General features: G+C 64.9%; 11 protein-coding genes. 2 read left to right on the top strand and 9 right to left on the bottom strand.

Translation table 11 applies throughout. From position 1 onward, the window contains the following. Positions 1–90: 90 nt before the first annotated feature. Positions 91–1,191, bottom strand: coding sequence for a polyamine ABC transporter substrate-binding protein (locus tag M3I53_RS07615; protein ID WP_254315329.1), 1,101 nt, complete (start codon positions 1,189–1,191; stop codon positions 91–93). Between the two features lie 462 nt (positions 1,192–1,653). Here M3I53_RS07615 and M3I53_RS07610 point away from each other — a divergent pair, with 462 nt between their 5' ends. After that, complete coding sequence (locus tag M3I53_RS07610; RefSeq protein ID WP_069265662.1) at positions 1,654–1,857, top strand: DUF1289 domain-containing protein; 204 nt, start codon at positions 1,654–1,656, stop codon at positions 1,855–1,857. A gap of 59 nt (positions 1,858–1,916) precedes the next feature. Here M3I53_RS07610 and M3I53_RS07605 read toward each other — a convergent pair whose 3' ends face one another. The 5 genes from M3I53_RS07605 to M3I53_RS07585 form a co-directional block, all read right to left on the bottom strand. Next, positions 1,917–2,516 (bottom strand): OmpW family protein, encoded by a 600-nt coding sequence (locus tag M3I53_RS07605; protein ID WP_254315403.1) that lies wholly within the window; start codon positions 2,514–2,516, stop codon positions 1,917–1,919. A 126-nt stretch (positions 2,517–2,642) separates the two neighbouring features. After that, a complete protein-coding gene (locus M3I53_RS07600; RefSeq protein WP_254315328.1) occupies positions 2,643–3,833 on the bottom strand; it encodes a nitronate monooxygenase family protein in 1,191 nt (396 codons plus the stop codon). 165 nt (positions 3,834–3,998) lie between these two features. After that, positions 3,999–5,432 carry an aldehyde dehydrogenase family protein gene (locus M3I53_RS07595; RefSeq protein ID WP_254315327.1) on the bottom strand — a complete coding sequence of 478 codons (1,434 nt, stop codon included), beginning with the start codon at positions 5,430–5,432 and terminating at the stop codon, positions 3,999–4,001. Positions 5,433–5,673: 241 nt separating this feature from the next. Beyond that, a complete protein-coding gene (locus tag M3I53_RS07590) occupies positions 5,674–7,266 on the bottom strand; it encodes an ABC-F family ATPase (protein ID WP_069265658.1) in 1,593 nt (530 codons plus the stop codon). 198 nt (positions 7,267–7,464) lie between these two features. Then, entirely contained in the window at positions 7,465–8,397 is a 933-nt protein-coding gene (locus M3I53_RS07585) for an NAD(P)-dependent oxidoreductase (protein WP_254315326.1), read from the bottom strand. A gap of 158 nt (positions 8,398–8,555) precedes the next feature. Here M3I53_RS07585 and M3I53_RS07580 point away from each other — a divergent pair, with 158 nt between their 5' ends. Beyond that, positions 8,556–8,765, top strand: a complete 210-nt coding sequence (locus tag M3I53_RS07580) for a dodecin (protein WP_133186728.1) — start codon at positions 8,556–8,558, stop codon at positions 8,763–8,765. Between the two features lie 145 nt (positions 8,766–8,910). Here M3I53_RS07580 and M3I53_RS07575 read toward each other — a convergent pair whose 3' ends face one another. The 3 genes from M3I53_RS07575 to M3I53_RS07565 all read right to left on the bottom strand — a co-directional run bounded on the left by M3I53_RS07575 (position 8,911) and on the right by M3I53_RS07565 (position 12,174). After that, positions 8,911–9,996 carry a BMP family ABC transporter substrate-binding protein gene (locus tag M3I53_RS07575; protein ID WP_254315325.1) on the bottom strand — a complete coding sequence of 362 codons (1,086 nt, stop codon included), beginning with the start codon at positions 9,994–9,996 and terminating at the stop codon, positions 8,911–8,913. A 102-nt stretch (positions 9,997–10,098) separates the two neighbouring features. Next, entirely contained in the window at positions 10,099–11,028 is a 930-nt protein-coding gene (locus M3I53_RS07570; RefSeq protein WP_133186724.1) for an ABC transporter permease, read from the bottom strand. A 39-nt stretch (positions 11,029–11,067) separates the two neighbouring features. Then, complete coding sequence (locus M3I53_RS07565) at positions 11,068–12,174, bottom strand: ABC transporter permease (RefSeq protein ID WP_254315324.1); 1,107 nt, start codon at positions 12,172–12,174, stop codon at positions 11,068–11,070. Positions 12,175–12,218: the final 44 nt, after the last annotated feature.

Here is a 12,218-nt window from a genome sequence, read left to right as displayed (position 1 = left end):
GCTGGACGGGGTTGACAAACAAAGCCCCCGGCATCGTGCCGAGGGCTCGGGGTAAAACGGGATCGAATTTCAACCGCGACTGCGGCCGGGTCAGCGGCCCGACTTGAACTCGGTCCACAGACGCGTCTGCAGGCGCTGGATCTCAGGCGGCAGCGGCTTGAGCAGGAACAGCGTCTTCAGGACTTCGGGCGGCGGGTACACGGCCGGGTCGTTGGCGATGTCCTTGTCCACGTACTTGCGCGCTTCCGCGTTCGCGCTCGGGTAGTAGACCGCGTTCGTGATCGCCGCGTGGACCTGCGGCGTCTCGATGTAGTTGATCCACTCGTGCGCGGCTTCCTTGTGCTGCGCATCCTTCGGGATGGTCATCACGTCAAACCAGATCGGCGCGCCGCCCTTCGGGATGTAGTACTCGATCTTGTATGGCTTCTTCGCATCGATGGCGCGGTGCTTGGCGATCACCACGTCGCCCGACCAGCCGTACGCGAAGCAGATGTCGCCGCCCACGAGGTCGTTGATGTAGCCCGACGAGTTGAACTGCGTGATGTACGGGCGGATCTTCTTCATCATCGCGAGCGCGGCGCGATAGTCGGCCGGGTTCGTCGAGAGCGGGTCCTTGCCGATGTAGTGCAGCGCGGCCGCGAACATCTGGTCCGGCGCGTCGAGCACGGACACGCCGCAGGCCTTCAGCTTCGAGATGTTTTCGGGCTTGAAGAGGATGTCCCAGTTGTCGAGCGGTACATTCTTGCCGAGGATCTGCTGCGCCTTCGTGACGTTATAGGCGAGACCCGTCGTGCCGTACGCCCAGGGCACCGCATACTTGTTGCCCGGATCCGCGCCGGCGACGAGCGCCATCAGCTGCGGATCGAGGTACTTGAGGTTGGGGATCTTCGACTTGTCGAGCGGCGCGAAAATGCCGGCGGCGATCTGCTTGCCCGCGTAATTGCTGGTCGGCACGACGATGTCATAGCCCGAGTTGCCAGCGAGCAGCTTGGCCTGGAGCGTGTCGTCGCTGTCGTAGTTGTCGTACTTGACCTGAACGCCGGTCTGCTTCGTGAAGTTCGGAATCGTGTCCTTGGCGATGTAATCGGACCAGTTGTACACGTTCAGCTGCGTGTCCTTCGCCACCGACGTCATCCACGGCGCCGCGCACAGTGCGAGCGCGGCCAGTTGCGCCACAACCCCTTTCTTCATCCCGTTCTCCGATCCTGACCGGCTCCTGCCGGCTGCCTGCCTCGCTCGTGCCGTGCTTCCTGTCACCCCCGCACGGCTCCCCTGACTTTCCCAGAACCTACCATCAAACCCGCCCGGCAAGAAATAAAACGCGGGCGTGTCGCGCAAACGGAACATGGCCCATGGAAAGCCGGCAAGCCGCGCGCGGACGGCAAATCGCGCGCAATTTTAGCCGTTTCACGGGCCGTGTCCACAAAAAACCGCTTCGATGGCGCATGCGCGCGACGCCCGGCTGCCGGCGCGGCGCAGCGCCGCCTTCCACCTTGCTATCGCCTTGCAGCAGCGTGGCCGATTCATCGCGCATCGCGCGTCGCGGTTCGCCTCGCGCTGTGGACGGCCGCCCCGCGCCGTATCGGTTAACATAGCGACGTTTCGTACCCGAGCCGGCGCGCGCGCCGCCCGGCCACGCCCCAAGGTTCTTCGATGGCATCCAATCTCCACGACCTCCCTGACAGCCCGTGCATCGGTGTGTGCTCGACACTCTTCGACGACGTCTGCAAGGGTTGCGGGCGCACCGCCGTGGAAGTCTCCAACTGGGTTTTTCTGAGCGACGAAGAAAAGCGCGCCGTGTGGGAGCGCATCGAGCGCGACGGCACCGCCATGCGCTTCCAGAAAGATCGCGCCTGAACGCGGATAAAAAACGCCGGGCGAGCCGGCGTTAGAAAAAGCGGTGGTCAGGCGATCGATCAGAACTTCATGCCGACGCCCAGACCCACCACGAGCGGATCGATATGCAGCGTGCCGAGAGACGTGCCGGCCAGCGACGCGTCGGTGCGCATCCAGATCTTCTTGATATCCGCGTTCACGAAGATGCGCTTCGTCACCTGGAAGTCGATGCCGAACTGCAGCGCCGGACCCCAGCTGTGGTTGTCGATCGAAACCGACTGGCCGCCTGCGTGCAGACCGTTGTTGTAGAACAGCGTGTAGTTGATACCCGCGCCCACGTACGGCCGCACCCTGCCCGCGTTGTTGAAGTGATACTGCAGGAGCAGCGTTGGCGGCAGCACGCCCACGCCGCCGAGTGCACCGATATTCGACGTCACCTGGTTGCGCGACGTGCCGAGAATCAGTTCGACGCCGATGTTGTTGGTCGCCATGTAGGTGAAGTCGACCTCGGGCACGATGGCGTTGTTCACGTCCGCGCCAAGCGCGCCGAGCGTGCCGCTGCCGCGCGCGTCCGGCGCGATCTCGATCGCGCGCAGGCGCACGAGCCAGTCACCCGCGTAAATGCCCGAGTCGGGAGAACCGGCCGCGCTGGCCGGCACTGCGAGGAAGGCCGCGCCCATGGTGAGCGCGGCAGTTGCTGCTGCCTTTCTAATTGCTTTATACATCGTTAATCCCCGTGTCTGTAGGTCTAGCCTTGAAGGCCTGGAAATTGTCAGAGACGGGGTCTGGCGCCGTTTTGATACGTATCAAGCCAGTGCGAAGGCTGCGCGTTGTGCGACCGCAGGTCGCGCAGCGCCGGTCAGCAGCAACTCCAGCAGGTCGCGGACGCTGCGGATCGCATTGCCGAACGGCAACGCTTCACGGCCGCGGAAAAACAGGCCGTTCGCGACGTCGCCACGCAACGCCGCGGCGAGCCGCGTGTCGATGCAGAAGTGGCCGAACTTCTCGATCCCGTCGCGCAGCCCGCAGGCCGACAGGCATTCGAGACCGGTTGGGCAAGCGAGCTTGAGCGAGCCGATCTTGGTGCGAATGCGCGACTCGTTGCGCAAGTAACGTTCGAGCCACGGCGTTTTCACCGCGCGTGCGGGCAGGCCAGTCACGCTCACGAATTCGACGATGTCTTCAGGCTTTGCGTCGGCGAGCACGCGCTTGAACCCGGGGTGTGCGTCGCCCTCCTCGGTCACCGCGAACGGCGTGCCGACCTGCACGCCGTTCGCGCCAGCCTCGAGCCATTTGCGCACGGCCTCGTGGCTGTTCACGCCGCCCGCCACGACGAGCGGCACGTCGCGCCGCGAAATGCCGAGCGTGGCATAGACGCCTTCGAGTTCCTCGAAGATCTGCGTGAAGGCGAAGCGCTCGTTGCCCATGTCGGCGATGTCGGTCACGCCGAGATGGCCGCCCGCGTAGGCAGGATGCTCGATCACGATAGCGTCGGGCAGGCGGCCCTTCTTCATCCACTTCTTGAGCACGAGCGCGACGCCGCGCGCGTCGGACAGGATCGGCACAAGCGCGATATCCACGCCCGCCGTGAGGTCGGGCAGATCCAGCGGCAGGCCCGCGCCCATGACGATGGCGTCGGCGCCGTGCTCACAGGCGGTGCGCACGTAGTCGGCGTGGGCGTTCACCGCCTTCATGACGTTCACGGCGATCATGCCGTTGCCGCCTGCGAGCTTGCGTGCCGCCGCGATTTCGCGGCCGAGCGCGATGAGGTTCGCACGAGCGAGCGTTTCGTGCCGCGGGTCCGCGCGGCACAGGTCCATGAGATCGCTGTGATGATGGCGCAGGTCGATGCTCGCGATCGTGCCAAGCGCGCCTTCACGGGCGACACTGCCAGCAAGCCGGTGTGCCGATATGCCGACACCCATGCCGCCCTGCACGACGGGCAGGAGTTGACGACCGCGAATCTGGAGGGGGGCGAAGGAGTGGCCAGGAAACATGTTGTGCTCTGTCGATGACAAAGCGCTTATGGTCGCGCCTACCCCACATATGACATTGACATGCATCAAACAAAAACGCGGACTTCCGTCAAGAAGCCCGCGTTTTTGACTCACATCAACACGTCGCATTAAAAGATTTGCGATAGCGCGCGACGAGATGCCTCATCAGCCCTTCGGTACCTTGAACTGCATCGACTTGTATTCCAGGTACTCCTCGAGGCCATACGCGCCGTTTTCGCGGCCGTGCCCCGATTGCTTGAAGCCGCCGAAGGGCGCGGCCATGTTCCAGGCGCCGCCGTTGATGTCGATCTGGCCTGTACGGATACGGCGTGCCACGCGCATTGCGCGCTCGTCGCTGCCGGCCCAGACCGCGCCGCCAAGGCCGTAGAGCGAGTCGTTGGCGATGGCCACGGCGTCGTCTTCGTCCTTCGCCGTGAGGATCGTCAGCACCGGGCCGAAGATCTCTTCCTGCGCGATGGCCGCGTCGCGCGGCACGCGGCCGAACACGGTCGGCTTCACGAAGAAGCCCTGCGTCACGCCTTCGGGCATGCCGGGGCCGCCTGTCACGAGCTCCGCGCCGTCGGCCATGCCGCGCTCGATGTAGTGCAGCACGCGCTCCTGCTGCACTTTCGAGGCGAGCGGGCCGAGCTTCGCTTTCTCGTCGCGCGGATCGCCCACCTTGAACGCCTCGGCGGCCTGCTTCGCGAGCTCGCGTGCTTCTTCGTAACGCGACTCCGGCACGATCAGGCGCGTGTGAGCCGAGCAGGTCTGCCCCGAGTTTAGGAAGCACGCGCCCACCGTGCCTTTCACGGCGGCCGCGAAGTCGGCGTCGTCGAGCACGACGGAGGCCGATTTTCCGCCCAGCTCCAGCGCGACACGCTTGACCGTGGCCGACGCGACTTCCGACACGCGTTTGCCCGCGCGCGTCGAGCCGGTGAACGACACCATATCGACGTCCGCATGGCCCGCAAGCACCTCGCCCACCACCGGACCGTAGCCCGTCACGAGATTGAACACGCCCGCGGGCAGGCCGGCTTCGTGGATGGCCTCGGCGAGCACGAATGCGTTCAGCGGCGCGACCTCAGAGGGCTTCAGCACGACGGTGCAGCCGGCGGCGAGCGCGGCGGCGACCTTGAGCGTGATCTGGTTGAGTGGATAGTTCCACGGCGTGATGGCCGCGACGACGCCCACCGGTTCGCGCACGACGAGCGAATTGCCCACGCGCTCCTCGTACTGGAACTCGCTTGCGAGCTGCGCGTAAGCGCCCCAGTTGTAGACCGGTCCGCCCACCTGGATCGCTCGCGCGAGCTTGAGCGGCATGCCGACTTCGCCTGCGATCAGCTGCGCGAGTTCGTCGGTGCGGGCTTTGAGGTTGTCGGCTATTTTCTGCAGATACGCCCCGCGCTCGGCGGCGGGCGTAGCGGCCCAGCCGTCGAAGGCGGCGCGCGCGGCGGCGACGGCCGCTTCGGCATCCGCTTCGATCCCCTCGGGGATGCGGCCCATCACCGCCTCGGTGCCCGAGTCGATCACATCGATCGTGCCTTTGCCGTGCGGGGCGACCCACTGGCCGTTGATGTAGAACTGCGGGTAGTCGTTCATCTACTTGTCTCCTGTCTGTCGATGGCAGCTTGCGCTTTAGCACTTACTGCCGTCCCATGCAAAGCTCTGTTTGCGTTTGCGCTTTTCATCGCGGCGCTCGCCGCGCGACAGTGCATTCTAGCGTGGTTGACGCATACGTAAAGCGGGCGCGCCGCGGGCTATGGCACGCGGACCAAAAACAAAACGGGCGACGCACACGCGCCGCCCGTTTTCATTTCACGCTTCGATCAGCGACCGAAACTCACTGCAGCCCCTGGCTCACCAGGAAGTCCTCGTAGTTGCCGCTGTAGTCCTTGACCGTGCCATCGGTTTTCACCTCGATGATGCGGTTGGCGAGGCCGTTCACGAACTCGCGGTCGTGCGAGACGAAAATGAGCGTGCCTTCGAACTTCTCGAGCGCGATCTGCAGCGACTCGATCGACTCCATGTCCATGTGGTTCGTGGGTTCGTCCATGAGCAGCACGTTGTGGCGGCCGAGCATCAGCTTGCCCCAGATCATGCGGCCCTTCTCGCCGCCCGACAGTACCTTGACCGACTTCCTGATGTCGTCCGCATTGAAGAGCAGACGGCCCAGCGTGCCGCGCACCGACTGCTCGTCGTCGCCTTCCTGGCGGTACTGGTCGATCCAGTCCATCAGCGTGACGTCGGCCGGGAACTCTTCGTACGTGTCCTGCGGCATGTAGCCGACGTTCGCGTTCTCTGCCCACTTTACCGAGCCGTTATCGACGGCCAGGTTGCCGAGCAGCGAGCGCAGCAGCGTGGTCTTGCCCGCGCCGTTCTCGCCGATGATCGCGATGCGCTCGCCCGGCTGCACGCTGATGCTGAGCTTGTTGAAGATGCGGCGCTCGTACGTCTTCGTGATCTCTTCCGCGACCACGACGATGTTGTGCAGCTTCTTCTCGAATTCGAAGCGGATGAACGGGTTCTGGCGCGACGAGGGCTTGAAGTCCTCGATCTTGATCTTGTCGATCATCTTCAGGCGGCTGGTGGCCTGGCGTGCCTTCGACTTGTTCGCCGAGAAGCGGCGCACGAAGTCCTGCAGGTCGGCCACGCGCTCCTTCGCCTTCTGGTTCGCGGCCTGCTGACGCTCGCGCGCCTGCGTCGACGCCAGCATGTAGTCGTCGTAATTGCCCGGCCAGACCTTCAGCGTGCCGTAGTCCATGTCCGCCATGTGCGTGCAGACCTGGTTCAGGAAGTGTCGATCGTGGGAGATGATGATCATGGTCGAGTTGTACTCGTTCAGAACATCTTCCAGCCAGCGGATCGAGTTGATGTCGAGGTTGTTGGTCGGTTCGTCGAGCAGCAGCACGTCCGGCTTCGAGAACAGCGCCTGCGCGAGCAGCACGCGCAGCTTCCAGCCCGGCGCCACGCCGCTCATCGGGCCGTTGTGGAATTCCGTGCCGATACCGATGCCGAGCAGCAGTTCGCCCGCGCGCGCTTCGGCCGTGTAGCCGTCGTACTCGGCGAACTTCGCCTCGAGTTCGGCGGCATGCATGTAGTCGTCGTCGGTGGCTTCGGGGTTCGCGTAGATCGCGTCGCGCTCGCTCATCGCGGCCCACATTTCGGTGTGGCCCATCATGACGACGTCGAGCACGCGCACGTCTTCGTAGGCGAACTGGTCCTGGCGCAGCTTGCCCAGACGTACGTTCGGCTCGAGGATGACATTGCCCGAACTTTGTTCGAGATCGCCGCCGAGGATCTTCATGAACGTGGATTTGCCGCAACCGTTCGCGCCGATCAGGCCATAGCGGTTGCCTTCGCCGAATTTGACCGAGATGTTCTCGAACAAGGGCTTCGGCCCGAATTGCATGGTGATGTTGGCGGTAGAGAGCACAGCGCGTCCCGGAAAGTAGATCGACGAAAAACCTGTAATTTTAGCAGGTTATGCCACTTCGCGCGCGAGTTCCAGCCGCGCGGAGAGCCTGGCTCCGCGCAGCTTGACACGGCAAGAAGTGAGGAATGTGAAGGCCGCCATGCACGCCGGTTACAACGGGGCCGTATCGCCTGCGAGGCCGGCGGGTGCCTGATCAGGTCACGCTTCGCCGCTGCGCGGTGTCTGCAGCACGTCGATGAAGCCCGAAAAATCGGCCTGCTCTAGGCCCATGGCTGCCGCGAGACGCAGCAATTGCTGAACCGTCCCCGAGACGGGCATGGGCGTGCCGGTCTGCGCGGCGGCTGCGGCGATCGTGTCCACGTCTTTCTGGAACGTTTTGAGCGCGCCGATGGATTCGAGCCCGTCTTGCGTCATGCGCGGCACGAACGTGCGCAGCAGCGTCGAATCGGCCCAGCCACCCGCAAGCGCATCGGGCAGCTTCGCGGCGTCGATGCCGCTGCGCCGCGCGAGGCTCACCGCTTCGGCAATTGCGGCCACCGTGGCCGTGACGATGGCCTGGTTGCACAGCTTGCTGGTCTGACCCGCGCCCACGCCGCCCATATGGGTCACGCGCGCCGCGTAGGCGCCGAGGATCGGCGTGATGGCTTCGACGTCGGCCGCCGCACCGCCTGCCATGATTGCCAGCGTGCCGTTCTGCGCGCCCGCCACGCCGCCCGAAACCGGCGCGTCGACCCAACCCACGCCGAACGCCGCTGCGCGGTGTGCGAGCCTGCGCGTCGCGTCGGGAGGAATGCTCGAATGATCGACGATGCGGCGTACGCGCACGCCCTCGCCGGGCGCACCGGCCAACAGCCCGTGCGCGCCGAACACCACCTGCTCGACCGCGGCCGCGTCGGCGACGCACAGCAGCACCACGTCGGCCTCGCGCGCCAGCTCGCGCGGCGTCGCGGCCACCTGCGCGCCATCGGCGATCAGCGCCTGCGCCTTCGCCGGCGAGCGGTTCCACACGCGCACAGCGTGCCCGGCGCGCAGCAAGTGACGGATCATCGGCGCGCCCATCAGCCCTGGTCCGCAAAAACCCAATACCTGCCCGTCCATTTTCTCCGTCTCCTGGCGATCGCCGTTGCGCATTCACGCCTGCAAAACGGGCACGTTGAATGCTCGTTTCCGCGCGAGGCGCCATGATAACTGGCGGCGCCGGGCTTTTCTCATCTTTGCCCTTGCGCCCGCTCCGTTACCTATACTCGATTGACGCGCCGACGCCGCGTGACCCACGAGGAGACACTGTGATGAACGACCACGTTTACAAGCAGATCGAACTTACCGGCTCGTCCAAGGTGTCCAGCGACGACGCCATTCGTTGCGCCATCGCCCGGGCGTCGAAGACGCTGCGTTTCCTGCACTGGTTCGAGGTCGTGGAGACCCGCGGCCTGATCGAAAACGATCAGGTCTCGCACTGGCAGGTCACGATCAAGGTCGGCATACGCATCGACGACTGACGCGGCGCTGCGCTGCTAGAACGTCAAACGGCTGCGCGCGCCTCTGAACGCTACACGCAGCCGCTTCGCGTACGCACGTCGGAATCGTACGAAGAATGCAACTCGCACCCGCGCCGTGCAGGACGGGCGAGCGCCCGTCTCATGCTTATTTCGGCAGCGAGCCGTCCACGCCTTCGACGTACCAGTTCAGGCGTTGCAACTCCGGGTCGGTCAGCGTCTTGCCGGCCGGGATCTTGACTGCGCCAGTCTGATCCTTGATCGGGCCCGTGAAAACGTCCCACTTGCCGCTCGCGATCTGTTCGCGCTTCGAGGCGACGGCCTTTTGCGCGTCGGCCGAAAGCTCGGACGCGTTGACGTCGCCGAGATCGACGGCTTTTTGCGGAATGCCCCACCACACGGGGTCGTTCTTCCACTTGCCATCGAGCACCTGCTGGATCGCCGCGACGTAGTACACGCCCCAGTTCGCCTCGACCGAGCCCAGGTGCGCGTGCGGGCCGAACTTCTTCATGTTCGAATCCCAGCCGAACGCGTGGACCTTCTTTTCTTCGGCGGTGGCGAGCGTGGCGCTCGAATCGGTGTTTTGCAGCAGCACATCGGCGCCCTGGCCGATCAGCGTTTCGGCGGCCTGCTTCTCCTTGCCCGGATCGAACCAGCTGTTGATCCAGATGACCTTGGTGTGCACCTTCGGATTCACCGAGCGCGCGCCGAGCGTGTACGCGTTGATGTTGCGCACGACTTCGGGAATCGGCACCGAGGCGACGAAACCTAACGTGTTGGTCTTCGTCGCGTAACCCGCGGCGACGCCCGCGAGATACGCGCCCTGATACATGCGCACGTCATAGGTGCCGAAGTTCGGCGCCTTCTTGTAGCCCGTCGCGTGCAGGAACACGGTGTCCGGGAAATCCTTCGCCACCTTGAGCTGGAAGTCCTGATAACCGAAGCTCGTGCCGAAGATGATCTTGTTGCCCTTGTTCGCGAGATCGCGGAACACGCGCTCCGAGTCCGCCGATTCCGGCACGTTTTCCACGCGCGTGATCTTGATCTTGTTGCCGAACTTCTGCTCGGCGACCTTCGAGCCCTGATCGTGTGCGAAGGTCCAGCCGGCATCGCCCGGGTTGCCGAGATAGACGAACGCGACGCCCGGCGTGTCGGCGGCGTGGGCCGCGCTCGCGAGGGCCGCCGTGCCGCACGTGGCGGCGACGGCGAATGCGGTCAGGATGGTTTTTTTCATCGTGGATCTCCTGTCGTGAATGGGAACTGTGAGCGTTCAAGGCGTGTTGGTTAGCATTCCGGATTAGATGGCTCTGCTTAGGCGCCCCCTATGCGGCCCCACCTAGGCGGCCCCAAAGAACGGCTTGCCGAGCGAGGCCGGCGCGTTCAGGCGGATCGTGTTCGGGTTGCGCGAAATGAGCACGAGCACGACGATCGTCGCGACGTACGGCAGCATGGCGAGGAACTGCGTGGGCACCGGCACGCCCACGGCCTGCGCATAGAATTGCGCGCCCGTGACCGCGCCGAAGAGCAGCGCGCCGATCAGGAGGCGCCCCGGGCGCCACGTCGCGAACACGACGAGCGCGAGCGCGATCCAGCCGCGTCCTGCCGTGATCTGCTCCTGCCACAGATGCAGCTGCACCACGGAGTAATAGCTGCCCGCGAGGCCCGCCATCGCCCCGCCGAAGGCCGTCGCGCCATAGCGCACGCCGATCACGGGAAAGCCCACCGAATGCGCGACCTGCGGGGACTCGCCCACCGAGCGCAGCACGAGCCCGGCGCGCGTGCGATAGAGAAACCAGCCGACTACGGCGAACATGATGAACGCGAGGTAATCGACAGGCGTGAGGCTAAAAAACGCCTGCCCGACCACGGGCAGTTGCGAGAGCCCCGGAATCGGCCAGGCCGCGATGGTCGCCGACGTGGCAGCCGAGGTGTACGGCTTGCCGACATACGCCGAGAGCCCGACGCCGAAGATCGTGAGCGAGAGGCCCGTGGCGACCTGGTTGGCGAGCATGGTGAGCACGAGAAAACCGAACAGCAACGACATCGCAATGCCGGCGGCCATGCCGGCCACGAGACCGAGCCATGGGCTGCCAGTGATGGTCGTGACCGCGTAGCCCGTGACGGCGCCCATCAGCATCATGCCTTCCACGCCGAGGTTGAGCACGCCCGACTTCTCGGTGACTAGTTCGCCCACGCCCGCGAACATGAGCGGAATGGCGGCGGTAACGGCGCTCGAGGCGAGCGAGCTGGCTTGCTGGATATCCATGTCGTGTGGCCCGTTTGATTGTTCTCTGGCTTGCGCTGGTCAGTTCGCAACCGCGACCGGATGACGGCGGCGCACGCGATAGTTCACGAAGAGGTCCGCGCCGAGCAGGCAGAACAGCAGCAGGCCCTGGAACACGCCGGAAAGCGCCTGGGGCAATTGCAGCGATGTCTGCACGGCTTCGCCGCCCAGGTAGAGCAGCGCCATCAAGAGGCTCGCGAGCACGATGCCGACCGGATGCAGACGCCCCACGAACACGACGATGATCGCCGTGAAGCCGTAGCCCGGCGACCACGTCGCTTGCAGCTGGCCAATTGGGCCGGCAATCTCGCCCATGCCCGCGAGGCCCGCCAGGCCGCCGGAAAGCAGCAGAGAGGTCCAGATCGTCTTTTTATCGGAGAAGCCCCCATAGCGCGCGGCGAGCGGCGCGAGACCGCCCACGCTCATGCGATAGCCCGCGAAGCTGCGGCGCATGAAGAGCCACACGAGCGGAATGGCCGCGAGCGTCAGGAAGATCGATGCGTTCAGGCGCGTGCCGCGCAGCCAGTGGATGCGCCAGTCGCCGCCGAAGGTCGGATAGAGCGCGTCGCCGCTGAACATTTCGGAGAGCGGAAAGTTCATACCCTGCGGGTCGCGCCACGGACCGCTCACGAGCCAGATCAGCAGTTGCGTGGCAACGTAGGTGAGCATCAGGCTCGTCAGGATCTCGTTGGTGTTGAAGCGGCTCTTGAGCCACGCGGGAATCGCCGCCCACGCCATGCCGCCCAGCACGCCCGCGAACATCATCAGGAAGAGAATCCACCAGCCCGTCGATTGATCGAAATAGATGGCTACGCCGCTCGCCGCGATGCCGCCCAGCACCATCTGCCCTTCCGCGCCTATGTTCCACACGTTGGCGCGATACCCCGCCGCGAGACCGAGCGCGATCAGGCATAGCGGCGAGGCCTTGAGCAGGAGCTCGGACCAGCCGTTGATGCTCGACAGCGGTTCGATGAAGAACGCGTGCATCGCCTGCAAGGGATCGCGGCCCACGAGGCCGAAGATCAGGAAGCCGATGGCGAGCGTGAGCAGCGCCGCGATGAGCGGCACGGCGATGCGCACCGTGCGCGACGGCGTCGTGCGGGCTTCGAGTCGGTACGGGAAGATCATGGTCGTGTAGTCGGTGGTCGGTCTCGGGTGGTCGATGTACTTGC

The organism is Paraburkholderia sp. CNPSo 3272 (genome assembly GCF_024206495.1).
Classification (GTDB): Bacteria; Pseudomonadota; Gammaproteobacteria; order Burkholderiales; family Burkholderiaceae; genus Paraburkholderia.
Note: the sequence above shows the minus strand (reverse complement) of the source record. Positions and strands in the feature narration are given on the sequence as shown.

Excerpts from the sequence above, each read along its gene's own strand:
- M3I53_RS07615 (WP_254315329.1), bottom strand. The coding sequence starts at position 1,191 with ATGAAGAAAGGGGTTGTGGCGCAACTGGCCGCGCTCGCACTGTGCGCG.
- M3I53_RS07595 (WP_254315327.1), bottom strand. The coding sequence starts at position 5,432 with ATGAACGACTACCCGCAGTTCTACATCAACGGCCAGTGGGTCGCCCCG.
- M3I53_RS07600 (WP_254315328.1), bottom strand. The coding sequence starts at position 3,833 with ATGTTTCCTGGCCACTCCTTCGCCCCCCTCCAGATTCGCGGTCGTCAA.
- M3I53_RS07605 (WP_254315403.1), bottom strand. The coding sequence starts at position 2,516 with ATGGGCGCGGCCTTCCTCGCAGTGCCGGCCAGCGCGGCCGGTTCTCCC.
- M3I53_RS07610 (WP_069265662.1), top strand. The coding sequence starts at position 1,654 with ATGGCATCCAATCTCCACGACCTCCCTGACAGCCCGTGCATCGGTGTG.
- M3I53_RS07580 (WP_133186728.1), top strand. The coding sequence starts at position 8,556 with ATGAACGACCACGTTTACAAGCAGATCGAACTTACCGGCTCGTCCAAG.
- M3I53_RS07585 (WP_254315326.1), bottom strand. The coding sequence starts at position 8,397 with ATGCGCAACGGCGATCGCCAGGAGACGGAGAAAATGGACGGGCAGGTA.
- M3I53_RS07570 (WP_133186724.1), bottom strand. The coding sequence starts at position 11,028 with ATGGATATCCAGCAAGCCAGCTCGCTCGCCTCGAGCGCCGTTACCGCC.
- M3I53_RS07575 (WP_254315325.1), bottom strand. The coding sequence starts at position 9,996 with ATGAAAAAAACCATCCTGACCGCATTCGCCGTCGCCGCCACGTGCGGC.
- M3I53_RS07565 (WP_254315324.1), bottom strand. The coding sequence starts at position 12,174 with ATGATCTTCCCGTACCGACTCGAAGCCCGCACGACGCCGTCGCGCACG.